General features: G+C 39.2%; 31 protein-coding genes. 7 read left to right on the top strand and 24 right to left on the bottom strand.

Translation table 11 applies throughout. From position 1 onward, the window contains the following. Positions 1-25: 25 nt before the first annotated feature. Complete coding sequence (locus RWO85_RS01450) at positions 26-313, top strand: DUF3270 domain-containing protein (protein WP_314413520.1); 288 nt, start codon at positions 26-28, stop codon at positions 311-313. 33 nt (positions 314-346) lie between these two features. Here the strand turns inward: RWO85_RS01450 and ciaH are convergent, their stop codons facing one another. The 15 genes from ciaH to RWO85_RS01375 form a co-directional block, all read right to left on the bottom strand. Next, a complete protein-coding gene (ciaH, locus tag RWO85_RS01445) occupies positions 347-1,681 on the bottom strand; it encodes a two-component system sensor histidine kinase CiaH (RefSeq protein WP_314413518.1) in 1,335 nt (444 codons plus the stop codon). Continuing rightward, positions 1,671-2,345, bottom strand: a complete 675-nt coding sequence (ciaR, locus tag RWO85_RS01440; RefSeq protein WP_314413516.1) for a two-component system response regulator CiaR — start codon at positions 2,343-2,345, stop codon at positions 1,671-1,673. Before ciaR ends, ciaH begins: the two co-directional genes overlap by 11 nt. 108 nt (positions 2,346-2,453) lie before the next feature. Beyond that, complete coding sequence (locus tag RWO85_RS01435; RefSeq protein ID WP_314413514.1) at positions 2,454-5,000, bottom strand: M1 family metallopeptidase; 2,547 nt, start codon at positions 4,998-5,000, stop codon at positions 2,454-2,456. A 122-nt stretch (positions 5,001-5,122) separates the two neighbouring features. Further along, positions 5,123-5,563, bottom strand: a complete 441-nt coding sequence (locus RWO85_RS01430; RefSeq protein WP_314413512.1) for an ASCH domain-containing protein — start codon at positions 5,561-5,563, stop codon at positions 5,123-5,125. Then, positions 5,523-6,407 (bottom strand): putative PEP-binding protein, encoded by an 885-nt coding sequence (locus RWO85_RS01425; RefSeq protein WP_314413510.1) that lies wholly within the window; start codon positions 6,405-6,407, stop codon positions 5,523-5,525. Before RWO85_RS01425 ends, RWO85_RS01430 begins: the two co-directional genes overlap by 41 nt. Further along, positions 6,385-6,885 (bottom strand): NUDIX hydrolase, encoded by a 501-nt coding sequence (locus RWO85_RS01420; protein ID WP_314413508.1) that lies wholly within the window; start codon positions 6,883-6,885, stop codon positions 6,385-6,387. The genes RWO85_RS01425 and RWO85_RS01420 overlap by 23 nt, the downstream gene beginning before the upstream one ends. Positions 6,886-6,895: 10 nt before the next feature. After that, a complete protein-coding gene (locus RWO85_RS01415; RefSeq protein ID WP_314413506.1) occupies positions 6,896-7,594 on the bottom strand; it encodes a 3-oxoacyl-ACP reductase in 699 nt (232 codons plus the stop codon). Continuing rightward, complete coding sequence (locus tag RWO85_RS01410; protein WP_000142162.1) at positions 7,587-7,823, bottom strand: DUF2829 domain-containing protein; 237 nt, start codon at positions 7,821-7,823, stop codon at positions 7,587-7,589. The genes RWO85_RS01415 and RWO85_RS01410 overlap by 8 nt, the downstream gene beginning before the upstream one ends. Positions 7,824-7,922: 99 nt before the next feature. Further along, positions 7,923-8,849, bottom strand: coding sequence for an aldo/keto reductase (locus RWO85_RS01405; RefSeq protein ID WP_314413504.1), 927 nt, complete (start codon positions 8,847-8,849; stop codon positions 7,923-7,925). Positions 8,850-8,923: 74 nt separating this feature from the next. After that, complete coding sequence (locus RWO85_RS01400; RefSeq protein ID WP_314413502.1) at positions 8,924-9,739, bottom strand: hypothetical protein; 816 nt, start codon at positions 9,737-9,739, stop codon at positions 8,924-8,926. Positions 9,740-9,742: 3 nt separating this feature from the next. After that, positions 9,743-10,063, bottom strand: coding sequence for a PadR family transcriptional regulator (locus tag RWO85_RS01395; RefSeq protein ID WP_314413500.1), 321 nt, complete (start codon positions 10,061-10,063; stop codon positions 9,743-9,745). Positions 10,064-10,497: 434 nt separating this feature from the next. Continuing rightward, positions 10,498-12,495, bottom strand: a complete 1,998-nt coding sequence (metG, locus tag RWO85_RS01390) for a methionine--tRNA ligase (protein ID WP_314413498.1) — start codon at positions 12,493-12,495, stop codon at positions 10,498-10,500. Between the two features lie 123 nt (positions 12,496-12,618). Then, complete coding sequence (locus tag RWO85_RS01385; RefSeq protein ID WP_314413496.1) at positions 12,619-13,878, bottom strand: ABC transporter permease; 1,260 nt, start codon at positions 13,876-13,878, stop codon at positions 12,619-12,621. A gap of 1 nt (position 13,879) precedes the next feature. Continuing rightward, complete coding sequence (locus RWO85_RS01380; protein ID WP_084862378.1) at positions 13,880-14,581, bottom strand: ABC transporter ATP-binding protein; 702 nt, start codon at positions 14,579-14,581, stop codon at positions 13,880-13,882. Further along, a complete protein-coding gene (locus RWO85_RS01375) occupies positions 14,565-15,770 on the bottom strand; it encodes an efflux RND transporter periplasmic adaptor subunit (RefSeq protein ID WP_314413550.1) in 1,206 nt (401 codons plus the stop codon). Before RWO85_RS01375 ends, RWO85_RS01380 begins: the two co-directional genes overlap by 17 nt. A 291-nt stretch (positions 15,771-16,061) precedes the next feature. Between RWO85_RS01375 and gor the strand changes: the two genes are divergently transcribed. Then, positions 16,062-17,408 (top strand): glutathione-disulfide reductase, encoded by a 1,347-nt coding sequence (gene gor / locus RWO85_RS01370; RefSeq protein ID WP_314413494.1) that lies wholly within the window; start codon positions 16,062-16,064, stop codon positions 17,406-17,408. A 189-nt stretch (positions 17,409-17,597) separates the two neighbouring features. Further along, complete coding sequence (locus RWO85_RS01365; RefSeq protein WP_314413492.1) at positions 17,598-18,134, top strand: biotin transporter BioY; 537 nt, start codon at positions 17,598-17,600, stop codon at positions 18,132-18,134. Between the two features lie 159 nt (positions 18,135-18,293). Here RWO85_RS01365 and RWO85_RS01360 read toward each other — a convergent pair whose 3' ends face one another. After that, positions 18,294-18,509 carry a YdbC family protein gene (locus RWO85_RS01360; RefSeq protein ID WP_000807422.1) on the bottom strand — a complete coding sequence of 72 codons (216 nt, stop codon included), beginning with the start codon at positions 18,507-18,509 and terminating at the stop codon, positions 18,294-18,296. Between the two features lie 98 nt (positions 18,510-18,607). Between RWO85_RS01360 and RWO85_RS01355 the strand changes: the two genes are divergently transcribed. Next, positions 18,608-18,928 carry a hypothetical protein gene (locus RWO85_RS01355; RefSeq protein WP_042901198.1) on the top strand — a complete coding sequence of 107 codons (321 nt, stop codon included), beginning with the start codon at positions 18,608-18,610 and terminating at the stop codon, positions 18,926-18,928. 29 nt (positions 18,929-18,957) lie between these two features. Here RWO85_RS01355 and RWO85_RS01350 read toward each other — a convergent pair whose 3' ends face one another. From RWO85_RS01350 to rpsP, 8 genes are all read right to left on the bottom strand, one after another. Next, positions 18,958-19,296, bottom strand: coding sequence for an ATP cone domain-containing protein (locus RWO85_RS01350; RefSeq protein WP_001196040.1), 339 nt, complete (start codon positions 19,294-19,296; stop codon positions 18,958-18,960). 11 nt (positions 19,297-19,307) lie between these two features. Then, positions 19,308-20,027, bottom strand: a complete 720-nt coding sequence (gene trmD, locus RWO85_RS01345) for a tRNA (guanosine(37)-N1)-methyltransferase TrmD (protein WP_314413491.1) — start codon at positions 20,025-20,027, stop codon at positions 19,308-19,310. Continuing rightward, complete coding sequence (gene rimM, locus RWO85_RS01340; RefSeq protein ID WP_261102282.1) at positions 20,017-20,535, bottom strand: ribosome maturation factor RimM; 519 nt, start codon at positions 20,533-20,535, stop codon at positions 20,017-20,019. The genes trmD and rimM overlap by 11 nt, the downstream gene beginning before the upstream one ends. A gap of 30 nt (positions 20,536-20,565) precedes the next feature. Further along, positions 20,566-21,354: an alpha/beta hydrolase gene (locus RWO85_RS01335; protein WP_314413490.1), complete on the bottom strand. Its 789-nt coding sequence runs from the start codon at positions 21,352-21,354 to the stop codon at positions 20,566-20,568. 97 nt (positions 21,355-21,451) lie between these two features. Further along, positions 21,452-22,309 (bottom strand): alpha/beta hydrolase, encoded by an 858-nt coding sequence (locus RWO85_RS01330; protein ID WP_314413489.1) that lies wholly within the window; start codon positions 22,307-22,309, stop codon positions 21,452-21,454. Between the two features lie 149 nt (positions 22,310-22,458). Then, positions 22,459-23,361: a DMT family transporter gene (locus tag RWO85_RS01325; protein WP_314413488.1), complete on the bottom strand. Its 903-nt coding sequence runs from the start codon at positions 23,359-23,361 to the stop codon at positions 22,459-22,461. 421 nt (positions 23,362-23,782) lie between these two features. Further along, positions 23,783-24,022 (bottom strand): RNA-binding protein KphA, encoded by a 240-nt coding sequence (gene kphA, locus RWO85_RS01320; protein ID WP_000379617.1) that lies wholly within the window; start codon positions 24,020-24,022, stop codon positions 23,783-23,785. 19 nt (positions 24,023-24,041) lie between these two features. Beyond that, the gene (gene rpsP, locus RWO85_RS01315; RefSeq protein ID WP_000268760.1) at positions 24,042-24,314 is read right to left on the bottom strand and encodes a 30S ribosomal protein S16; all 273 of its coding nucleotides are present in this window, start codon (positions 24,312-24,314) and stop codon (positions 24,042-24,044) included. Between the two features lie 198 nt (positions 24,315-24,512). On the opposite strand from rpsP, the gene RWO85_RS01310 reads away from it, so the two are divergent. The 3 genes from RWO85_RS01310 (at position 24,513) to RWO85_RS01300 (ending at position 25,990) form a co-directional block, all read left to right on the top strand. Beyond that, entirely contained in the window at positions 24,513-24,638 is a 126-nt protein-coding gene (locus tag RWO85_RS01310) for a hypothetical protein (RefSeq protein ID WP_000693059.1), read from the top strand. Between the two features lie 528 nt (positions 24,639-25,166). Next, a complete protein-coding gene (locus RWO85_RS01305; RefSeq protein ID WP_314413486.1) occupies positions 25,167-25,763 on the top strand; it encodes a DUF3796 domain-containing protein in 597 nt (198 codons plus the stop codon). A 2-nt stretch (positions 25,764-25,765) separates the two neighbouring features. Then, entirely contained in the window at positions 25,766-25,990 is a 225-nt protein-coding gene (locus tag RWO85_RS01300; protein ID WP_001041101.1) for a helix-turn-helix transcriptional regulator, read from the top strand. Positions 25,991-26,052: the final 62 nt, after the last annotated feature.

The following is a 26,052-nucleotide window of genomic DNA, read 5'->3' as shown; positions in this document are numbered from 1 at the left end:
GGTATGTACTGTTAAGGAGAGAATAATGCCCGTAAGAAAATTACAATCCTATGAGGTAGACTATCAAGAAGAATTAAGCCAGCAGGTTCCTCGCTATCAAGATTATACACCTGAAGCGCAATCTGATACCAATCTCAAGGAAATCCTATTTTTTGTTAATATCGCTGTTTTTTGTATCTGTATTGCCATCTTTAGTTTTATCTTTTTAGCGTTAAAATTATCAACTGCTCTTGCCTTTGCTGCAGCAATCGGATCCAGCTTACTTGTTTTAAAAATTCAACGGTCTATCATCAAACGAAAACGTAGAAGATAAATCCAAAATATCGCCCCAGTCGGAGCGATATTTTTATTTTTTCTTTTTAGATGGTGTGTGGATGGCTATCTTCACTTCAAAGATTGTTCCCTTTGGTTTATTATCTTTAACAGTAATGGTTCCTTTTAAGGCATCTACAATTTGCTTGGCTAGGGATAATCCTAAACCAAAGCCACCTTTTTGACGAGTTCTAGCCTTGTCCACTCGATAAAAACGATCAAAAATTTTCTTCTTATCTTCTACTGAAATACCGACTCCATTGTCGGAAACTAACAAGTAAAGACTACGATCAGTCGCTGAAATCACAAAATCAATTTCACCATCCTCTTCAGTATACTTGACAGCATTATCAAATAGGATGGTCATCAGTTGTTTCAAAAGGAGCTGATCTGTGACAATCGTTCGATGGATACGATTTTCAAAACGGAAGACACGGTCATTTTCCGAAGCAATCATTTCATAGTTTGTAAAAGTCGTATTGAAAAAACTGGTTGGAACTTCTGCAAGTTCCGGCTTAATCCCATCATCTCTACGAGCTAAGTTAAGAAGGTTTGTCGTCAAAAACCGCATATTTCGGACTTCTTCCAAACTAGAGGCAATGCTTTCACTCACATCCATAATGGTAGCTTCCGGCTTACGAAAAAGGGTCTCTAAGCGATTTTGCAAAACTGCAAGCGGAGTTCGTAACTCATGACTGGCATTTTCCACAAAGGACTGTTGCTTCTGCATGCTCTCAAGCAGGGGCCTAACACTGACCCTAGCTAGATAGAGACTGGCAAGCAAAGACAAAATCCAGAAACTAGCCATCACGACCACAATCAATTGCTCATGCTTTTGACTGGCCTGCTCCAACTGACTGGTATTAATCAAGACAGCCGCATACTTGATATTGGTTGAAACCGAATTGATATTCGTTTCCATCAAAATCATGCGATAGATTTCTTCCTGTCCATAGCTATTAAAAACCTGAATCTGATAGATATGACCTAGTTCTTTCTTTTCTAACTTAATCTTATCCAAGCCCAAAAATCGATTTCCAGAAAGGAGCTGAGTGAAATTCTTATCAAAAAGAATAACCTCTGTATTGGAACTAACATTGGGTTTTACATCAGTCTTACTAGTATCTGTAGCAGCATTCTCCAAATCTTTAATCTCTTCTGTCGCCCTATTTAACGCCAACTGAATAACTGCCTGAGGATTGTTGCTCAAGCCATGAAGCTTATCATCCACCGAAGTATAGAGACTCGAATGCATGACCTGCAAAATAATCAAGGTCATTGTGGAGAAAATCAGAGTGAAGACACCAAAGTTGCGGATAAAATAACTAAAGTCATCCGCATACCATGTTTTTTTTAGTTTACTGAACATCTTTTAAAATATACCCAACACTGCGCAAGGTTTGCAAATTATCTGCAAAAGTGGTTCCTTTTAATTTCTTACGGACTTTTGAAACATAGACTTCGACAACTGAAATCGTTGTGTCACTATCAAATCCCCATAGACGATCAAAAATCTGAGTCTTAGGCAAAATAACATTTTGATTTTGAAGGAAATAAACCAGTAAATCGAACTCTTTCCCCAGCAATTCGACTGGATTATCTTCAACCTTAACGGTATTTGTTGACAAATTAACTACAATATTTCCATAAGTCAAGGTGTTTTCATTAAATTTACCTGAACGTTTGAGAAGGGCTTGAATCCGCATTTTGAGTTCTTCTAGGTAGAAAGGTTTGGTCAGATAATCATCTGCTCCCAGTTCAAATCCATGTCCCTTGTCATCCAAACTTTCCTTGGCAGTCATGATCAGAACTGGAGTCGTAATTCCTTTTTCACGCAATTCTTTCAAGACTTGGAAGCCATTTTTTTCAGGCAACATCAAATCGAGCAAAATCAAATCATAGACGCCACTTTCAGCTTCGTAGAGACCTTCTTCCCCATCAAATACCTGCATGACATCCGCAAAATCGTCTAAAAAGTCAAATACTGAATTTGACAGGCCTAGGTCATCCTCAACCAATAAGATTTTTATCATGAGAAACTCCTCCTTATTAAAACCATTATACCAAATTTGCCTTAAAAAAAACTCAACTCTCTGCATTTTACATGAGATAGCTGAGTTTTCTTTTTATTTTAGGCTTAATTATTTAGTTCCATATTGAAGAACGACTGCTTCCACTGCAGCTTTTTCACGGTTAATCAAGTCAACACGCGCTGCAATTTCCTTGATTCCCATACCGATGTTACGGCTAAGAGCAAGGTCAGAAAGTTGTGGCTCAAAGAATTCCTTGTACTCTGCCAAGCGTTGCTGAGTCTTAAATACGTGTGCAGGAAGGATAACAAAGCTATCAAAGCTCATATCTCCACCAAGAGCTGCCTTAATCCAAGCCCAGTTTTCACGCGCCCAAGACCAAGCTGTTTCCTGAGTTGCTTGATGAGATAGGAAATGATTATACCAAGCTGACAAGTCTTGTGGTTTGACCACAAATTTGTCCTTCCAAGAAGCAATCAAGGTTTGGATATTGTCCGCATCTGTACTGTAGGCAAGAGCCGCTGCTAACTGGCGTTTAAAGACAGCATCTGTTGCGTGCGTATAAGTATCAAGATAAAGTGCTAACAAGTCTTTAGTCTCGTGATGTTTCATTTCATTGATTAGGACTTGGGAACGAATAGCTGCTGGAAGTCCTGCAAGCTGATCCTTGTGAGCCACGAAGATTTGGCTAGCGACTTGGCTAGCTTCTGAATCATTTGAGCGAATCATCATGGAAATGGTCAACTGACGAACCAATTCGTCTTCATCTGATTCACCATCTTTAGCTTCGAAACCAAGACGGTCATAGTTATGACGAGCCAATTTAGCTACCAATGCTTTAAAGGCTATTTCAGCTTCTGTTCCTTCATCGATAAAGCGTTCAAGGGCAGAAATTACTTGAGAAACAGCTGAAACGACAAGGTATGATTCTTCTTTAGCAAGTTTATCAAGGACTGGGAGCAAGTCAGCATAAGAAATGTGCCCTGCTTCAGCCAACAAACGACGTTCTTGAACGATTTGAAGTTTGCTTGTGTTATCAAGTGTCTCTAGCTCAGCAAGAACTGCATCCAACAAGTCTCCTTGATAGTCGGTAATGTAGTGGGCTGTATTTTCAGTATTGAAACGAAGAGCTCCATCATTTTCAGCAAGAAGGGCTGCGTAGCCAGGAATTTCGATGCTTTCAGTTTCGAGTGTATCAGGCAAGCCTTTCCAGTTACTATTGAGTGGCACAACCCAGAGACGGTTCTTATCTTCGTTCTCACCGATAAAGAATTGTTTTTGTGAAATCTTCAAGACATCATTTTCAACTTTGACAGTAAGAGCTGGGTAACCAGGCTGTTCCAACCAAGAATCCATGAAGGCTGCGACATCACGACCAGATGCTTGACCAAGAGCATCCCAAAGGTCACGACCAATTGTATTGCTGTACTGATGTTTTTCAAAGTAGGCATGCAAACCTTTGGCAAAATCGGCATCACCTAGCCAACGACGAAGCATGTGCATGAGACGGCTTCCTTTGGCATAGACGATAGCGCCATCAAAGAGCGTATTGATTTCATCTGGGTGTTTGACTTCGACGTGAACAGACTGAACACCATCAGTCGCATCGCGTTCAAGAGCGTGAGGTACTCCACCTGTTTGGAAATCTTCAAAGATATTCCAGCTTGGCTCAATGGCATCCACACAGACATATTCCATCATGTTAGCAAAGCTTTCATTGAGCCAAAGGTCATCCCACCATTTCATAGTTACGAGGTTACCAAACCATTGGTGAGCCAATTCATGGGCCACAACAAGGGCAACTTGTTGACGACTGGCAAAGGTAGAGTTCTCATCCACAACCAAGTAAACTTCACGGTAGGTTACAAGACCCCAGTTTTCCATAGCTCCAGCTGAGAAGTCAGGAAGGGCGATATGGAGAGATTGAGGGATTGGATACTTGACTCCGTAGTAATCTTCGTAAAACTCGATAGAGCGAACGGCAATGTCCAAAGAGAAATCAAGGTTAGAAAGTGGATGTGCTTTGGTAGAGTATACACCAACGAGGGTACCATTCTTAGTTTTAGCGGTCACCCCTTGCAAATCACCAGCAACAAAGGCCAACAAGTAAGAAGACATGCGAGGTGTTGTCTCAAACTTCCAGATACCTGTTTCCTTACGGTTTTCAACATCGATTTCTGGCATGTTAGACAAGGCCAATTCACCTTCTGCTTGGTCAAAACGTAGAGAGAGGTCAAAAGTTGCTTTAGCTTCTGGCTCATCCACACATGGGAAAGCTTCGCGCGCAAAATGGCTCTCGAACTGAGTAGACAAGACTTCCTTCTTGACTCCATCAACTGTGTAATAAGAAGGGTAAATCCCTGTCATGTTGTCTGTAATTTTTCCTGAGAAAGCGATAACCACTTCAACTTGACCTGCTTCCGCAAGTTCAATATGAAGGGCTTCATTGTCATGGTCAACTGTGAATGGGCGAGCTTGACCTGAAACTTCTACAGAGGCGATTTCCAAGTCTTTTTGATGAAGGGAAATGCGGTCACTCTGTGCTTGCCCAGTGATGATCACCTTCCCAGAAAACGTCTTGGTCTCACGACTCAAGTCTAAAAATAAATCATAATGTTCAGGAACAAATTGCTTAATAAAATGTTCAACTGCTTGCATAGTTTTCTCCTATTCTAAGTTTAAGAGCTGCTACTCTTCTTCAAACAAACTTATTATATCATGTTTTGCTTGAGAAAAAAGGATTGGACAGCGATTTCCAAAACTTTCTTCCTTCTAGCAATCTACAGTGGGTAGACCTTACGAAATTCTTCTAAAACAACCTTGCTTTCAGGTGTAAAAGTCAATCCTGCTTCTCTCAGCCACTCGGCGAAACAATCCTTATGAACCTGACGCCAATAGGCGAGGGATTTGTCACCTTCCCCTTCCTTAAAGGCATGTTGAGCAGAAACTTGATTGAAGGACTGGATAGAAACCTTTGTAATTTCGACAATACAGACAGCCTGATTTTGACTATCTAAAATGACATCAAAAGTTCCTTCTTGAGGAAGAGACTCGGCTTCTAGTGCATAGAGGTCGTAGGCTGATGCTGTTGCAGTCTTTTCGCCTCTTAAAACCAAATCTGCTAAAAGGTCTGCTTCCACTCCAAAAGCCCAAGCATCAATTTCATCTCCTATAGAGGGGTTAATTTTCTTGTATGCATTCCACATTTCTTGCGGTGTCATGGGTGCTCCTTTGTAATTTCTTACTTTCTTCTTTTATATGTTTGAGATGGTCTGGATGGTCAATCTCTAAATTAAAAATCTCTGGAATAGAACTATAGTGGATAATGCATTCGATACCCATCTGATTCATTTTTTGTATGAAAGAAGTATTCAAATAGCCTGCTACAGCAAAGTCAATCTTTTTCATCCTTGCTTTATCCTGCATATCTCTTAGCATATCTAACATAATTGGACTTTCCATATCATGCCATTGACTGCTTCTAACAGTGGCAAAAATAAAAGAAGTCAAATCATTCATTCCAACTACAATCTTTGAAATGCCCGTTTCCAGTATGCTGTCTAAGTCAAAATATGCTGACGGTAATTCAATCATCGTGGCAATTTTCCCAGTAAAACCATGTTCACGCAATACTCTAATAGCTTGTTTTAATTGGTCGGCATCATTGACAAAAGGAAAAATAAGAGACAGATTGGGATTATTTTGATAAACCTCTGTAACGACATTTGCCTCAGCCTGAAATTCATCCAGACACGCCAGTAAACGCCTAGTTCCTCTATATCCAAACAAAGGATAACGTTCGTCAAAACACTCTTTAGTCCCCTCTAAATAATTAGCTTCTGTATTCGTTAATTCAGAAAAACGATACCAAACTTCTTCATCTGAGTACAGGGAGCAGATAGTCTCTAGATAATCTTTTACAAATTGCTGACAACTTGCTAATATGATGTTTTGATTAACCTCTCTCAACAAATATTCCCCACGAATCATGCCAACATGATGAAATAGTTGTGGGTAAACTTTTTCATCAAGTTTTTCGCCACTAAGGGCAAGTTGGTTTCTCATCATTCACCTTCCAATTCATGTAAGAAGTCTTGTCCAGTTCTGGAAATCCTAATAATTCAGACTTAACCTTCAAGACTAATGGCGATGCATTTTCTTCTGTGATCTCTTGAATATCCATCCAAATATATCCAAGTGAATCATTCGCACCATCAGACACAGCTTCCGAAATCGTAACTTGAGGTGCACTCTCATTCATTTCAACATCATACAAGGTCATGACATGGTGAACCATAAAATTTTTTAACTCTTCCCTGACGAAAACATCGTAGATTCGAGGATTAGAGTAGCTTCTAACAGTTAATCCCGTCTCTTCCATAACTTCTCTAGTCAGCGTTTCCGTCAGTCCTTCACCAAGTTGCTGACTGCCTCCAGGTAGATCATACCGATGTTGATAAGGGCCTCTCGTTTTTTCAATGCAGAGTAACTTCCCATTTTCAAAGCAAACACCATAGACTCCAAAATGATTTTTGATTTCCATCCAACTCCTCCTACTTCAAAGACCAGCCACCATCTATTATAAAAATTTGCCCCTGCATAGCGCTTGCCTTCCCACTTGCTAAGAAAAGGCTGATTTCTGCTATTTCCTCTGGTTCAATCCAGCGTTTGATTGGCGTTTCACTCGCCACCCAGTCAGCCAAGCCACCTGGTTCAAAGTCGGCAACAGTCATAGCTGTCTTAACTGCTCCTGGAGCGATACCAAAGACCTGAATCCCAGCTTCAGCATAGTCTAGAGCCAACTGCTTGGTAAATCCAGCCAAAGCATGCTTAGATGAAGTATAGGCGTGACCACCTCCACCTGCTAGGCTAGAAGCGATAGAGCACATATTGATGATGATCCCCTTTTTATTTTCCAACATTTGCGTCAAATAATAGCGAGTCAACTCAACAGGAGTCATATAGTTGATTTCAAAAATTTCTTGAATTTCCTGCGCTGTCTGTTCCAAAAGTGGTTTGTAATCATCCAAAACTCCAGCAGTATTGCACAAAACTTCCACCTGAGGACACCAATCAAAAATAGGCTCTAAATCCAAGGTCAAATCTCTCTGTAAAAAGTGAAAATTACCCTCTAAGAGTGGATCTTCACCTTGGTCCACTCCGTAAACTTGATAGTTATTCTCTAAAAAGAGTCGAGCCTGAGCCAATCCGATCCCTGAACTCACTCCTGTAATGAGTACACGTTTAGTCATGCACTTCTACCCAATCCGTCGCCAAAACATCACAAGGTGTCGGACTCCACATGGAAAAACCTTCTCCTTCGCCAGACACGTTGATTAAGAAGTAAGGCGTCACTTCAAGTGCAACCCCGTTTTGTTCAATGGTATCAAAAAGCTGCACATAGTTTTCAGCACCTCCCCAACCAGTACGAACATATTTTTTCTTAGCCTTTAACCCAGGCAGCATTTCTTCAAATGTCATGTTTTTCTCCTTTAATATCAATAATTCTCCCCTTCATTATAACAAAAAAACCGCTTTACAACGGCTTTTTGACTGTGATTTATTTACATCTGCTTCTACTTACGGCAAATTATTCCCTGCAGCAAGATAGATTTCATACCATTCTTTTCTTGTTAAGCTAAAGTTTGTCGCTTGGCTAACTTCTCTCAAGTGCTTAGGATTTGTGGTACCTACAACTGCCTGCATTTTTGCTGGATAACGCAATATCCAAGAAATGGCAATAGTTGAAGGGGTTACTCCATATTTAATAGCTAAACGATCAAGTACTTGATTTAAAGCTTGAAATTTCTCATTTCCAACAAAATTCCCTTTAAAATACCCAAATTGTAAGACAGACCATGCTTGAATGACCACATCGTGTAATTTGCAATATTCAAAAATGCTGCCATCTCGCATAGTTGCTTGACTATCTTCCATATTAACATGAAAACCTGATTCGAATCCTGGAGTAAAAGCCGCACTCAATTGTAGCTGATTAACAGCTAACGGCTGCTTGACATCTTTTTTAAGCAACTCCATCATCATAGGATTTTGATTAGAAACTCCAAAATCTCGAACCTTACCTTGTTTATAAAGGAGATCAAAGACTTCTGCTACTTGGTCAGATTCCATCAAAGCATCTGGTCGATGAAGGAGCAAGCTATCTAGATGATCAATCTTCAATCTTTGCAAAATTCCGTCTACTGATTTTATAATATAGTCCTTAGAAAAATCAAAATAGGTAAATTCTTCAATGCGAATGCCACATTTGGACTGAATCCACATCTTTTCTCTTAAATCTGGACGATTTTTTAGGACAATACCTAACAGCTCTTCACAACGACCACGACCATATATATCAGCCAAGTCAAAAGCATTGATTCCAACAGAAAGTGCTGTTTCTACAAGCTCTTCAACTTCTTTTACAGACTTATCTTCTATTCTCATCATTCCGAGAACAATTTCTGATAATTCTTTGTCATCTTGACCAAGAGTTATGTATCTCATCAAATTTTTCTCCTTAAATTTCTAACATTCTTCCCTTCATTATAACAAAAAACCGCTTTGCAACGGCTTTTTGACTATATTTCACTCCATTTTATCTTCTTAAACCCACGGAACAGGAGAAAGATACCAATAAAGAGAACGGCTAAAGGAATAACTTTTGTAAGGAAAACATTTGAAATGCCCATCCACGCATAATAACGGAGCAGAGAACCTACAATAAGGTGGGCAATAATCATACTGACAAAGGGACGAAAGACCGCTTCTTTCCAATTCCAAATACTGATGACTAGAGAAAGCGTAAAGACAAGGAAACTATCCCAGGGAGCAGGAAGATAAAATGCTCCTTCTTGTACAAAACTTCCTATTCCTACATATCCCAGAACAACTAGCAGAACAAGAATCCCAACGACAATATAGGTGCCAATTTTCATTTTAGGAGAATCTTGGACTAGCCCCCAACGTAAGATTGTGGCCACAAGTCCAAATCCAATCAGAAAAAGAAGAAGTTGCCCTAAAAACGTAAGCAAATTGACTGTTAAGAGAGGACCTTTAGAAAAATCACCCAGTAGATGATAGTAACGTAATATCACTAGGACAAGGATTGGCGTCAACAGTGACTCCTTGATAGAACTGCGTGGTGCTTCCTTGAGCATCTCTTTCATTATTTTTTTAGGATTCTTACCTAAATAATCCTCTGCACTCATGCCATCTCGTTCTGCTTCTGAGAAATCTAACACCATCAAATAAATCTGCTCTCTGAGATAGTCCTCATCATAGAGAAATCCAGCAAGATTAAAACTATCCCACAATTCCTCAAAATACTGCTGATTCTCCTCAGAAAACTCATGCAACAAGGCGCTTGTTTCTTCATAATACTTCATTTTCTTCATGGTTTAACCCCCATTCTTAATTCCTTCTACTTTTTGACTCAAATCGTCCCATTGTTGCCAAAAGACCGAGACACGCTCTTCTCCTTCTTTCGTTAATGAAAAATACTTCCTATCTGGACCATCTGGCGACGGACGCATGTCGCCTCTTATCCATTGATTTTTTTCTAACTTTTGCAACAAAGGATAAATAGTTCCTGGAACGATAGTGTCAAATCCAGCCTCTCGCAAAGTCTGAATCAACTCATAACCATACCGCTCTTTTTGACCAATCATATCCAAGACACAACCTTCAAGAACACCTTTTAATAGTTGAGTTTCTTTCATCACTTCTCCCTTCTAATCTATTTTGTAATACATACTAGCAACTTCATCTATAATATACCACTTTCACACTAGTTTGTAAAGCAGAATAGTTAATACTCTTCTAAAATCTCTTCAAACCACGTCAGCGTCGCCTTATCGTAGATATGGTTACTGACTTCGTCAGTTCTATCCACAACCTCAAAACAGTGTTTTGAGCTGACTTCGTCAGTCTTATCTACTACCTCAAAACGGTGTTTTGAACAACCTGCTACTATAGTATATTGAAACTAGAATAGTACGCCATGGCTATTAAAACATTTCTAGGAATTAATTTGATTTTCCTAATCGATTTGTTCATATCTTATTTCAATCTACTATAGTTTCCTAGTTTGCTCTTTGATTTTCATTGAGTGTAAATAAAAAACAGAACTAGCCTGAACTAGTCCTGTCTACTTTTACCCAATCACACTTCCATTTGGTACAGCTGGATCAACTGTAAGAAGTGTTAATTGTCCATCATGTTCAGCTGAGAGGATCATCCCTTGGCTGACATATTTTTTCATCATCTTACGAGGTTTGAGGTTGGCAACAATTTGAACTTTCTTGCCGACCAATTCTTGTTCATTTGGATAGTATTTTGCAATTCCTGAGAGGATTTGACGGTCTTCACCATCACCTGCATCTAGGCGGAATTGAAGCAACTTATCTGAACCTTCTACTTTAGACACTTCTTTGACTTCTGCGACACGGATTTCAACCTTGTCAAAGTCTTCAAACTTGATTTCTTCCTTGTTTAGTTTGAGTTCAACTTCGTCTGGGTTCCACTCTTTTTCGACTGCTGGTTTGTTGCCTTCCATTTGTTCCTTGATATAGGCGATTTCTTCTTCCATATCCAGACGTGGGAAGATTGGTGTTCCTTTGGCAACTACAGTCACATCTGCTGGGAAGTCAGCCAAGCTCAAGTTTTCAAGGCTAGAAACTTCTGCTAGACCAAGTTGAGTCAAGACTGCACGACTAGTTTCCATCATAAATGGTTCAATCAAGTGAGCTACGACACGAAGGCTAGCTGCCAAGTGGCTCATCACACTTGCCAATTGGTCGCGAAGAGATTCATCCTTAGCCAAGACCCATGGGGCTGTCTCATCGATGTATTTGTTAGTACGAGAGATAAGTGTCCAGACTGCTTCTAAAGCACGTGGATAGTCAACTGCATCCATGTGTGTATGGTAGTCAGCGATTGATTGCTCTGCTACTTGAGCAAGAGCATTGTCAAACTCTGTTACACCCTCTACATAGGCTGGAATTTGTCCATCAAAATACTTGTTAATCATGGAAACCGTACGGTTGAGGAGGTTGCCAAGGTCATTAGCCAATTCATAGTTGATACGGCCGACATAGTCTTCAGGAGTGAAGGTTCCGTCTGAACCAACTGGAAGGCTACGCATGAGGTAGTAACGAAGTGGATCTAGTCCATAACGCTCTACCAACATTTCAGGGTAAACGACATTCCCTTTAGACTTAGACATTTTACCATCTTTCATGACGAACCAACCGTGGGCAATCAAACGATCTGGCAATTTGATATCTAACATCATAAGAAGGATTGGCCAGTAGATTGAGTGGAAACGAAGGATGTCTTTTCCTACCATGTGGAAGACTGTTCCATTCCAGAACTTGTCAAAGTTACCATGTTCGTCTTGACCGTAGCCAAGAGCTGTCGCATAGTTAAGAAGAGCATCAATCCAAACATAGACAACGTGCTTAGGATTTGATGGGACAGGCACTCCCCATGTAAAGGTTGTACGAGAAACTGCCAAATCCTCTAAACCTGGCTCGATGAAGTTGCGAAGCATTTCATTCAGACGACCATCTGGAGTGATAAATTCAGGATGGGCTTTGAAAAAGTCGACCAAACGATCTTGGTATTTGCTGAGGCGAAGGAAGTATGATTCTTCAGATACCCATTCCACTTCGTGACCTGATGGAGCGATACCACCAGTCACATTTCCAGCTTCGTCACGGAAAACTTCCGCAAGCTGGCTTTCTGTAAAGAATTCCTCATCTGATACTGAGTACCAACCAGAGTATTCACCCAAATAGATATCATCTTGAGCAAGCAAGCGCTCAAAGACCTGTGCGACAACTTTTTCATGGTAGTTATCCGTTGTACGGATAAATTTATCGTATGAGATATCTAGTAATTGCCAGAGTTCTTTAACTCCAACTGCCATCCCATCAACATAGGATTGAGGTGTGATACCAGCTTCTTCTGCTTTTTGTTGAATCTTTTGACCATGCTCATCAAGACCTGTCAAATAAAAGACATCGTAGCCCATCAGGCGTTTGTAACGTGCTAGGACATCACAAGCAATGGTTGTGTAGGCAGATCCGATATGAAGTTTACCAGATGGATAGTAAATCGGCGTTGTAATATAAAAATTCTTTTCAGACATAATTTTTCCTTTCCAGGCAAATGAAACCTGTTTTTCTAACACTTCATTATATCACATTTTTAAGGATTTTCGATAGAGAAATCCATACAAAAACAAGATAGACAAGTGTCCATCTTGTTTATTCTATTCATAACGAAGAGCTTCAATTGGATCAAGTTTCGATGCCTTGTTGGCTGGCAAGACTCCAAAAATCATACCAACACTAGCCGAAACCGCAAGACTAAATAGGGCAACTGGAATTGATACTCCCACTTCTATACCCGCAATCAAACCTTGTAAAAGTATACCAGCTATAGCGGTTAAGCCTGTCGCAATTGTCAAACCAATGACTCCACCAAGCAAGGTCAAAATCATAGATTCAATCAAAAACTGGATTAAAATATTGGCACGTGTTGCACCCAAAGCCTTACGAAGACCAATCTCACGCGTACGCTCTGTCACCGAAACCAGCATGATGTTCATAACACCAGTCCCTCCAACAAAGAGAGAAATTCCTGCGATGGCACTAATAATCGTCGTCATAAAACTAAACAATTGTTGAACTTCTGCAAATGCAGCTGACTCATCTGCTACTTGATATTCTCCCTGTTGCAAGCCAGCAAGCTCTGTCATTTTTCGTGCTAATTCTGGCCCCAGAGTTTGAGTCAAACTTGTGTCATTCACTCGAAAGACAATATTAGCTATTTCATCTACATTAAAATTCGCAGCAAGAGAGATATTTGTGGTAATGGGCAAGCCGCCAAGACCATACATTTTTGAATTTTTAGATTCTTGGCTAGTATAAACACCAATGACTCGATAACTAAAACCATTGACTTCTACAACCTTGTTAATAGCCTCTTGAGGAGATCCAAATAGACTAATGGATAATTCTTCATCAAGCAAAATGATACTTGCAAATTCTTTGAAATCTTGTTCTCTCAGACTACGGCCTGCAAGAATTTCATTGTTAACAGCCTCCATATAAGTTCTGTTACCACCTGTCAAATTGGCATTTTCAACCTTTTTATCTTTATAAGTCAAGATGGCGTTCGTTGAGTTGGTTACATAGTAATTATCCACTCCCTTCAGTTTAGCTGCCTCCTTGACCCAAGATTCTTGCGGTTTTGGTGGTTCAACATGAACTTCCTCTTCTTTTCCAGAAACCGTAAAAGCTGATTGTTTCTGAGTAAAAGATCCATCTTTACTTTTTTTAGAAGAGAAAAAGACACTGATATTTTTTTGAGATCTGGTCATATTTTTATTGAGCTGTCGAGACATAGAATCACCCAGAGCCATAATCACAACAACCGATGAAACACCGATAATAATCCCAATCATGGTAAGCAAAGAACGCATCTTGTGAGCCATAATAGATGAAAAGGCAAATTTCAGATTCTGCATCTTAGTTTTCCTCCTTTTCTAACTGAGCACTATCAGATGAAATGACTCCATCTCGAATGACAATCTGGCGTTTGGCATAAGCAGCGATTTCAGGCTCATGCGTTACCATAATAATAGTTTTTCCTTCTTTATTCAGTTCAACCAATAATTGCATGATTTGGTTGCCTGTTTTGGTATCCAAGGCTCCTGTCGGTTCGTCCGCTAGGATGATAGAAGGATTGTTTACCAAGGCACGCGCAATGGCTACACGTTGCTTTTGACCTCCAGATAATTCCGAAGGTAAATGGTGACTACGTTCTGTCAATTCAACCTTATCAAGATATTCCTCAGCTAACTTGCGACGTTTTGAAGCCGAAACTCCTGCATAAATCAAGGGCAATTCTACATTTTGTAGAGCATTGAGTTTGGATAGAAGAAAGAACTGCTGAAAGACAAATCCGATTTGTTGGTTACGGACCTTGGCTAGTTGTTTTTCACCCAGTCCAGCTACTTCTTGGCCTTCAAGATAATATTCGCCACTGCTTGGTGTATCCAACATGCCAATCGTATTCATGAGAGTAGACTTACCAGAACCTGATGGTCCCATGATAGCAACGAATTCACCCTCATTCACTTCAAGGTTAATATTTTTGAGTACCTGCAGTTCTTGGTCACCATTACGGTAACTTCTGCAGATATTTTTTAGACTAATTAGTTGCTTCATCAGTCTTCACCTCTTTTCCTTCCTCTAGAGAAGACGTTGGGTTACTGATGACCTTGACTCCATTTGTCAGACCTGAAGTGATTTCTTGGTTGTCCGCATCAGCATTACCCAAACCAACTTCCACTTTCTTGGCCTTTTTCTGCTCGTCAAGCACCCAGACATAGTTCTTATCATTTTCATTCACAATACTTGTTAGAGGAACCAAAATAGCTTTACTCTTATTCTTGACCTCAACACTTACTGAGAATCCTTGTTTCAAGTCACCAATTTCACTTGTAACATCAATAGTATATGGATATTTAGAACCAGAATTACCAGCAGCTGCGGTAGCTGTACTTGCTGCTTCGCCATTGTTTTTAGGGTAATCAGAGATATAGCTAATCTTACCAGTCCATCTCTTATCTTGATAAACTTTAGAAGTAAAGGTTACTTCTTGGCCAACAGATAGGTTGGCAAGGTTATATTCAGATAATTCACCCTTAACTTGCAAGTTTTCATTGCTTACAATATGAACCATCACCTGGCTAGCACCAGTTGGAGATTTTGAAACATTGCGGTTGACTTCGACTACAGTTCCCTCTAGGGTACTGAGAACAGTCGTTGCATCCAACTGACTTTGAGCCTTGCTTAATTGCGCTGCTGCATCTGCACGGGCATCACGAGCATCACCCAGTTGTGCATCAATAGATGAAACGGAATTTCCTGAGACTGGAGCTGGAGCTTGCGCTGCAGCACCTTCTCCTCCTGCTGGCGCTGGTAACTGTGGAGTCGGAGCTGAAGCGGCTTCATTTCGTGCTTGATTGAGTTCGTTGATATGACGATCTGCCTTAGCTACTGCTCGACTCGCTGAATCATAGGCCGCCTGGGCTTCTGAACTACTGTACTTGACTAAAGCCTGCCCTTCGCTGACCTTATCCCCCACAGAAACAAGGATTTCATCTAAATCTCCCTTACTAGCATCAAAATAAACATATTGTTCATTTTTTGCTGTTACTGTCCCTGACAATAAGACAGAAGATGCCACGCTTCCTTCTTTAGCAACAACAAGATGAGTAGCTTCATCTTTTACAGCGGTCTGAGATGGTTGTCTAAAGAGCAAAATCCCCCCAGCACCCAATACAACTACACTTGCAGCACCAACTGCTGCATACAATTGCCACTTTTTAGCTTTACCATTCTTTTTCATAATGAAACTCCTTTTTGATTTAAAGTCCTTAACAATATTATATCAAAATTAGCAAATATAAACAATAACAGTTCAGAACGAAATAATGACATTTCGGGATTTAATTATTGTTCGGAATCTATTTTTTATTACCATTGTACTAGTTATATAATACACTTTATTTTTACTTTTTGCAAGCCTTTTCTTTAATTTTTTTAAACGTAGCAGATTTTTGCAATCAAATCAAAAAAAAGATAGAATATGACTATCAAAAAATGACACTCTACTATTTAAAAGAGTACAAAGGAGTTTTCAATGAGAGAATATGATATCATTGCTATTGGTGGAGGTAGCGGAGGAATTGCTACCATGAACCGTGCTGGTGAACACGGAGCCAAAGCGGCCGTTATTGAGGAAAAGAAACTAGGCGGAACATGTGTCAATGTCGGATGTGTTCCTAAAAAAATCATGTGGTACGGGGCGCAAATCTCTGAGACTTTCCATCAATTTGGAGAAGACTACGGTTTTAATACTACTGATCTTAACTTTGACTTTGCAACCCTACGTCGCAATCGTGAAGCCTACATTGATCGCGCTCGTTCTTCTTATGATGGCAGTTTTAAACGCAACGGCGTAGACCTGATTGAAGGCCATGCTGAATTTGTAGATTCTCATACTGTTAGCGTAAATGGTGAGCTGATTCGTGCTAAACATATCGTGATTGCTACTGGTGCCCATCCAAGTATTCCAAATATTCCTGGTGCTGAACTAGGTGGCTCTTCTGATGATGTATTTGCCTGGGAAGAATTGCCAGAGTCAGTTGCTATTCTAGGCGCGGGTTATATTGCCGTTGAGTTGGCTGGCGTACTCCACACCTTTGGTGTCAAGACAGATCTCTTTGTTCGTCGCGACCGTCCTTTACGCGGTTTTGATTCTTACATCGTTGAAGGTTTGGTCAAAGAAATGGAAAGAACAAACTTACCACTTCATACTCACAAAGTCCCTGTCAAGTTAGAAAAAACTGCTGAAGGCATTACCATTCATTTTGAAGATGGTACTAGTCACACAGCTAGCCAAGTTATCTGGGCTACTGGTCGCCGTCCAAACGTTAAGAGCTTGCAACTTGAAAAAGCTGGAGTAACTCTGAACGAACGTGGCTTTATCCAAGTGGATGAATACCAAAATACTGTTGTTGAGGGAATCTACGCTCTAGGTGATGTAACAGGCGAAAAAGAACTAACTCCAGTTGCTATCAAGGCTGGACGTACTTTATCTGAACGTCTCTTTAACGGCAAAACAACTGCTAAAATGGACTACTCAACTATTCCAACCGTTGTCTTTTCACACCCTGCTATCGGAACTGTTGGATTGACAGAAGAGCAAGCTATTAAAGAATACGGTCAAGACCAAATCAAGGTTTACAAATCAAGCTTTACTTCTATGTACTCTGCTTGCACTTGCAACCGTCAAGAAACACGTTTCAAATTGATCACAGCTGGTTCAGAAGAAAAAGTTGTCGGACTTCATGGAATTGGATACGGTGTTGATGAAATGATTCAAGGATTTGCTGTTGCTATCAAAATGGGAGCAACCAAGGCAGACTTTGATGCAACTGTGGCGATTCATCCAACTGCATCTGAAGAATTTGTAACCATGCGTTAATCGACACAAAAGAAGCTGATACAAATGTGTCTGCTTCTTTTTTAATGATTTTCGAATCGATGAAAACAACTTACCCAGTCAGCAAAATCGGCCGTTACAGTTTTTGTTACCTTTGTTATAAAAACAGGTTGACAATAATATTAAATCAAGTATAATAGTTACTATACATAAGAAAAGAGGTTAACTATTTTGAAAAAAGCTCACGTTTATGCTATCCCTGCTATTGGGGCTGCTCTCATTGCTGTTTTGGCACAAATCAGTCTTCCAATTGGACCTGTTCCCTTCACTCTGCAGAACTTTGCAATCGGCTTGATTGCTACTGTCTTTAGACCGAGAGAGGCTGTACTTTCTGTTGGACTCTATCTTCTTCTAGGTGCTATCGGTCTTCCTGTCTTTGCAGGAGGTGGAGCTGGATTTCATGCTTTGATTGGTCCTACTGCAGGCTATCTTTGGTTTTATCTTGTTTATTCTGGACTTACCTCTTCTCTAACTAACAGTGATAGTGGTTTTGTCAGAATTTTTCTAGCAAATCTCTTGGGAGATACACTTGTTTTTGTCGGTGGGATCATTGGATTGCATTTCCTAGCTGGAATACCATTTGAAAAAGCTCTTCTTGTGGGGGTATTTCCCTTTATCATCCCAGATCTTGGTAAAATTATTGCTATTAGTTTTATTAGCCGTCCATTACTTCAACGCCTTAAAAATCAGGCTTACTTTGCTAACTAGAAAAGGATATCGAGTTGTCATGACTCAGTATCCTTTTCTTTCATTTTGAAAACTTATACTCTTCGAAAATCAAATTCAAACCACGTCAGCTTCGCCTTGCCGTACTCAAGTACTGCCTACGGCTAGCTTCCTAGTTTGCTCTTTGATTTTCATTAAGTATTAGTTACCTTTAAAGGCATCCACCATGGTTTGAAATTCTTCATTTGAGAGAGTAATTCCTTTGCCCATTTTAGTATGATCTGGACTCCAAGCACGAATATCAAACTTTGCAGGGGCACCATTAAAGCTCACACGGTTGATTTCCTTAGTCCAACCTTTTTCGTTTTCAGAAAGAGTCAACAAGTGCTCTTCGATTTCAAATGTAAATTCTGCCATTTTCTTCTCCTTTTTTAGCTTTCATTTGATTATTCGTAAAATCTTGTAGATTTTAGGAAAATTTTATATAATATTGATATAAAAGAAGGGAGGCCAATATGAGACATAAATTCCAGCAAGTTCTAGATAAAATACATGACTTTTTAAATGGACATGATCAACCAGACCATACTGAAAGCAACTCCCTTACAGCCACTATTGAAGAGGCTATCCAGAAACAAACTGCTGTTCACCTTATCTTGTCTGAGACAAGCTTTACAGGTGACATCATCAAATACGATCAGCAACGCCAGCAAATTATCGTGAAAAATTTTGCTAAAAATGTAAGCCGTATTATCCGCATAAGCGATATTCAACGCCTGCGATTTGTCCCTTCAACTGTCCAAACAGCTCAAAAAAATAGATTTAAGAAAGAGTGAGATGTAGTTGCTTCATCCCACTCTTTTTCTTAGCGAATTTGTTCAAAATGTAAATGAACAGCGATATGGTCTCCATAACCACTTCTTTCCAAATCTCGTTGTAGACGATAGGAAATGTAGTGTTCTGCAATGGTAATGTAACCTGCACCCAATAAACGGTGTTCAACCATAGACTGAATCATGCTAATGGTAGCACGTTCCACCTTGGCTTCTTCCAAATCCAAAACCACTTTCTTAGTGACTTGTGCAAGGTTTTGACGCAAATCATCTGTCAATACATAGACAGTCTGGGCTGCCTTTAAGATAGCTTGGTAAATCTTATCTGGATTAAATTCAGCAATTTCTCCATCACGTTTGATTACTTGCATAGGGTTCTCCTTTATTCTTTGTTTTCTTTGATTTCTGCCAGCATTTTTTCTTCTTCTGCTGTCAGTTGATAATGTTCAAGCAAATCCGGTCTGCGTTCGTAGGTTTTCTTTAAACTCTCATACAGGCGCCACTGACGAATCTTTTCATGGTGCCCGCTCATCAGAATATCCGGCACAACCATACCACGATAATCATAGGGACGTGTGTACTGAGGATATTCGAGAAGGCCTGAAGAAAAACTATCATCTTGGTGGCTAGACTCCTTTCCAATCACTTCTGGAATCAGGCGTACCGTAGCATCAATCATGGTCATAGCTGCCAATTCTCCTCCAGTTAAGACATAATCTCCTAAGGAAATCTCATCTGTCACCAAGGTCTTGATCCGCTCATCATAGCCCTCATAGTGACCGCAGATAAAGATAAGTTCTTCCTCTTGAGCCAAATCCTCAGCATAAGCCTGATTGAACTGCTTTCCAGCAGGATCAAGGAGAATGACGCGCGGATTTTTCTTTTCAATAGCATCAAAGGCATCGAAAATGGGTTGGGCTCGGAGCAACATCCCCTGACCGCCTCCGTAGGGCTCATCGTCAACATGGCGGGCCTTTTCAGCCTTTTCTCGAAAATTATGATACTGGATATCCAAGAGCCCTTTTTCTCGAGCCTTTCCAACGATTGAGTGCTCCAGTGGAGAAAACATCTCTGGAAAAAGGGTTAAAATATCAATCTTCATCGTCTAACCCTTCTAAGATTTCCACATTGACGCGGTTATTTGGAATATCAACATTGAGAACCACTGGTGGGATATAAGGCAATAACAAATCACGCTTGCCTTTTCGCTTGACCACCCAAACATCGTTAGCACCTGGTTGTAGGATTTCCTTGATGGTTCCAATCAAGTTGTCTCCCTCATAGACCTCCAAACCGATAATCTCGTGATAGTAGAATTCACCATCATCTAGGTCATTCAAATCTTCCTCAGCGACCTTGAGACTGTATCCCTTGTACTTTTCAATAGCATTGATATGGTACATATCTTTGAATTTAATAATGTCAAAGTTCTTCTGTTTACGGTGGCTAGCGATAGTCACTGTTTGGACAAACTGATCTTTTTCATCAAACAAGGCTAGCTCAGCCCCTTTTTTAAACCGTTCTTCTGCAAAATCCGTCACAGACAAGACTCGCATCTCACCCTGCAACCCCTGCGTATTGACGATTTTCCCAACATTAAAGTAGTTCATCTTGTCTCCTGTAGTCTATTTCTTTCCATCTTATTCTGACAATTCTCGAATAATAGTCGCAATTTTTTCGGATTCAGACCACTGTAAATAATGGTGATTCCCTCCTAAAATGAGTTTAGTATTGGAAGTCCAATATTCTGATTCTCTGTACTCTTTTTCTCTATAAGGCTGACAAAAAATAAATACAGGGGCATAAGCTTCTATCGACAAATTCTCAAAATCTTCCTCAGTAATCTCTCCAGATATCTGAAATTCTGGATCTTGATTTTCCAACTCTGAGCCTTTTTCTTGCATTAATTCCCAGATTTCTTTATTAATTTCAGGGTTAAATGTTGCTTGAGTTAAGTTCTTAAAATAAAGTTCAGGACCACACTCGTCAATCAGCCTCATCTGCTCTTCCATTTCTGGATAAGGATTTTCTGAAAAATCAGCAAACATGACGTTTTTAGTTGTCGGTTCAATTGCTAGTAAAGCCTGACACTTAATTGGTTTGTTGAGCAATTTACAAGCTAAAATTCCACTCAAACTATGTGCACAAAGTATATATTCAGAAATCCTTAATTCTTCAAGTACTTCATAAACCGCATCTGCAAGATTATCTAGATTTTTTCCAGTTTGGTCATGAATCGGACTCCTACCTGTGTTCGGAAAATCAATTGTCAAATAACCAATTGTAGGAGGAAGTTTTTCAAGTATAAGTGAAAAATTTTCATAACTTGGTAGCAAACCTGCTCCACTTAAACAGACTAGCACTTTCTTTTGCTTTTGATAAGTAACAGAGAGACTACCAATTTCTGTAGATACTTCAATCCTCTTCATAAAGAAATACACTCATTCTATATAATGAATTATTAAAAATCCTTATCCTTTATTTTAACACGTTCCAGTGATTTTCTCAAGTTGGATAAATCTCATCTTACAGAGCTACTACTTCTTCAAAGAATTCACCAATTATCTGATTAAACTCTTGAGGATGATCATTCATCGGTTGGTGTTTACTGTCTGAAATCGTTACTTGACGTGCATTAGGATTTAAGGCCATGATCCCATCGTAGATCATTTTTAGGTGTTTTGGAAAATCATTTTCGCCTCTTACTAATAGCATAGGAGGATTTCCATGATAACCCTCTATCTCATGGACAGCCAAAAAACCTGTGATTCCAAGGTTCAAAAAAACATCTCTCCCAGTTTCTATAATGGCCTTCTTGACTAATTCTCTTGTGATAGGATTATCTGTACACATTTTTGAGTTCTTATCTGCAATCAACTTCCAAGGAATCGTTTTGTACATAAGGGAACTATATTTTATGCGATTTCTCTCTTTATCTGATAGGTAACGATGCTGTCCCCAACTATCTACCATGACCAAGGCTAGAACTCTTTCTGGATGGCGATAGGTGTACTCTTGAAGTGGATTCCCTCCCCAAGAATGACCAACCAATATCACCTCTTCTAGCTGAAAATAGGACAAAATAGAATCTACATCTTGAACAGCACCTTCTAAGTCAGGTAAACCAACTTTCATAGGTGATTCACCCTGTCCTCTAACATTGACAAAGTAGAGGTCAAATCCTTCAAAAGCATCATACTGGTGGGCCCACATCTGACTACGGCCGCAAGCTCCATGATAAAAAATAATGTGTCCTTTACTTGAGCTTCCAGGGCGATGATAAACAGCCAAGTCACAATCTAAGACTGGTATAATGTGACGTACTAAAGTCTCAGGTTTTCTGTTATAAAAAGCAATAGCTTCAGCTATATCATTTTGCTTCATTTCTAAACTCTCTCTTCTTTATCCTAGTATTATTCTTTTTATCTATTTTATCATGCCATATTAAAATCATCATTTTCTAAACTTAATTACATTAAAATTTTTGAATTTTCTGTATCATTTAGATTAAGAAAAAGACTGCTCAGCAATCTTTACTTTTTTCTCATCAGATTCATGCCTAAAATTCCAGCAATAATCAAAGTTGCTCCGATTACATGGTAGCTATAAATTGGTTCGTGGAGGATAAGAGCTCCAGCTAGAATGGTCAAAACTGTTCCAAGATTTCCAAAGACACTGACGGTTGATGCTCCAAGTCGAACAATAGCATATATAGAGAGACTACCAGTAACGATAGAGGCTAAAATTCCCAAATAGAGAATTGAAAGCAGATAAGATACCTGTCCAAGTGGCTCAAAGTAAGCTAATATGTTCCCCTCTAGATAGTGCGAGGTCAGACTCAGCGTATTAAAGGTGACGAAGCCAACAAATATCACAACAGCTGTCATATCCATGGCCCGATAGCGACCTCCTTTGGACTTGCTGAGGATATTGTTTATTGCATTGGCGAGAACAGATCCCAACATCAAGAGAAAGCCAAAGCTAGCAGTCTCAGTACCAAAATTAGCTCCTTTACTAAGGAAGATGAAAACTACTCCTGCTACGGATAAAAATAAAAAGAACTTTTGAAGCAAGCTTGTCTTTTCCTTGAGAAAGGCCGATGCTAAAAGGAGCGTAAAAATCGGGACAAGAGCCTGTAAAATTCCAGCTTCAGAAGACGATATATACTGTAAAGCAAAGGATTGAAAAATAAAAAAGAGAAGAGGATAGAAAAGACTCATAGGAAGAATAGAAAGAATATCTTTTCCACTTAAACTCACTTTGATAAGTTTGGTTTGATGAAGAACGACCATTACTAAAGCTGCGATTGTATAGCGATGCGCTAAGTTTGTGAGAGGACTGGCATAGCCTAAAGCAATCTTAGTAAATAAAAAAGAAAATCCAATGATGGCTGAAAAGGATAAGGCTGCTAGGTAAGCTTTTGTTTTCTCGTTCATAGACTGTTACTCCTTTTAAAAATAGTTATTCTCAAGATAGATCAACTAGAATTCTTTGAGACTATCTTTCTATTGTAGCATAGTAGAATCCTAGATGCTATTTCTAGAATTAGTATTTTATGCCTTCTATCACAGTTTATCTAGTTCATTGACTAAAAAAGACTCTACGAGTCTAATCTGCCTTTCTCGTTCTTGTCTCACAAGTTCTAGCTTGTCTACCTCTTGGAAATTCCTTACTTTGATAGCATAATCCACCATTTTCCTTGCTTTATCTTTCTTATATTTACTAATACCCTCTTTATTAGTAAAAAATTGATTTCTTATCGTCTTAGAGGTCCCCCTTCAAAAAGCCTTCCAAATCCTGATGAGGCTATTTTACACTTCTCCACACAAAAAAAGCGAGACATTCGTCCCACCCTTCTTATTTTTCGTCAATAACGATTCTTACTTTTTTGTCTTCAGTTGGGACAGAGTAGACAATCGTTCTTATCGCAGAAATAGTGCGACCCTTACGACCGATTACACGACCCACATCACTTTGATCAAGATCCAAATGATATTCCAAAAATTCTGGTGTATCTTCAATCTTGATAGTTAAGGCATCTGGTTGTGAAATCAAGGGTTTCACAATCGCAATAATGAGATTTTCAATCGTATCCATCTGTCAACCTACTTTAAACTTATTTTGAGAATTTAGAATCGTGGAATTTCTTCAATACGCCTTCTTTTGAAAGGATGTTACGTACTGTATCTGAAGGTTGAGCTCCATCAGCCAACCATGCAAGAACGCGGTCTTCTTTCAAAGTTACTTGGTTTTCAGCAACAAGTGGGTTGTAAGTTCCAACTGTTTCGATGAAACGTCCGTCACGTGGTGAACGTGAGTCTGCTACGTTAATACGGTAGAAAGGTTTTTTCTTAGAACCCATACGAGTCAAACGGATTTTAACTGCCATTTTTAAAGTCTCTTTTCTTATTTTTTATTTCGGTGAAATAGCTGAGCTATTTAGCACATGTTCTATTATAGCAGATTTCTGGCAGGTGTCAAGAAAAAAACTTGACAGACTATAAAATTTTTAAACCATTTAGAAATTTGTTAGAAGTAGGAAATAAATGTTTGAAAGAGGCTATCCGTGAATACTATTTTATACTCAATGAAAATCAAAGAGCAAACTAGGAAGCTAGCCGCAGGTTGCTCAAAGCACTGCTTTGAGGTTGTAGATAAGACTGACGAAGTCAGTTACATATATCTACGGCAAGGCAAAGCTGACGTAGTTTGAATTTGATTTTCGAAGAGTATTAGAAACATTTTATAAAGACCATCAACTCAAACCCTTCATCTCTCCTGAACGAGATTTGGATACTTGGTTCCTAAATCCTAAGCCCGTTCCCAAGCGAAATATCAAGGATTTTAAGAACGATATCTACTAATTAATTTATAAAATATGAATTAATAGATTCTAAATAGGGGAATAATTTAGTTCTGTAAAAATTAACTTCTACACCTACAAAGCTTATTCTGACAGACTTTATAACAATCTAAGAAAAAAGTAGAGATTCATACAGTATCTAGATTTTCCAAAAATTCTTTATCATCAAATATTATTAACAAAACTATCCAAACCAAATCCGATGCATTGCTTCAAAGATTTCTTTAGTTGTTTGACTAGCGAGGGCTTTTATTAAAAAATTTTTTCAAATAATTGCCACCTTGGCACATAAATTCTTGCTTTCCAAATTTAAATGTGATATATTTATAACATAAAATTCAAGTGTTATATATTTATAACATAAAAAAGGTGTCTATCATGAAAAAAAGTCAAAAAATGCGTGGCCTCATTGCAGTGATTGCCGTAGCTCTCTTTATTGATTTTACTGTTTTATTTGGTTCTAATCTTAGTTGGGAACCCAAGTTAGTTATTACTGGTATTTCAGTGTTAGGTCAAATTGTAGCTATTTGGGGCTGGCTACATAGGAAACCACGGCCTCATAAGAGTCAGAAAGGTAAGGAAAAGATTATTTTTGACTTGTCTGCTAAGCTTTACGCGATACTTGTGTTTGCAGCAAGCATTTTTTATACAGTAGGAATTTGGGTTGCGAACCCAAGCGAAAGTTCTGGTATTAAAGAATGGATTTTGGGAATTGGCCTCGTTATTGAAGTGATTGTATTTGTTTTTTTCTCCTTGAAAAATGTCAAGGAAACTCCGGACGAACGCTTTTATGCTAATTTAGCCAAGGCAGCTAGCTTGATGTTTGTTTTTATACTAGGCGCACTGATGATACTAGCAGTTATCATTGGGTATATGGGGTCTCTCACTCTTTACATGGGCCAGATATTTATTAGCATAGCTGCCTTGATTTGCATCTTTGCGGTTGTCTATCTTATCTTGGAACGTAGGGGATAAGCATGGCCAAAGAAAGCAAGATTATTACTAATCTCAAATCTGTTCGTGAGTCCACAGGCATGACCCAGCAGGAGTTAGCCGACCGCATCGGCATGCGACGCGAGACAATTCTGCACTTGGAAAATAATCGTTACAACCCTTCGCTAGAAATGGCTCTTAAAATTGCTCAAGTTTTTAATCTGAAAGTAGAAGACCTCTTTGAACTCAGACAGCAAGAGGAAGCATAATTCTTTTCGAGACCTAGTATTAAGTTCATTGATTCATTAGGAATTGAAGCCAAAAGAAAAAA

The organism is uncultured Streptococcus sp., from assembly GCF_963521865.1.
Classification (GTDB): Bacteria; Bacillota; Bacilli; order Lactobacillales; family Streptococcaceae; genus Streptococcus.
This window is presented reverse-complemented; position numbering and strand designations above follow the sequence as displayed.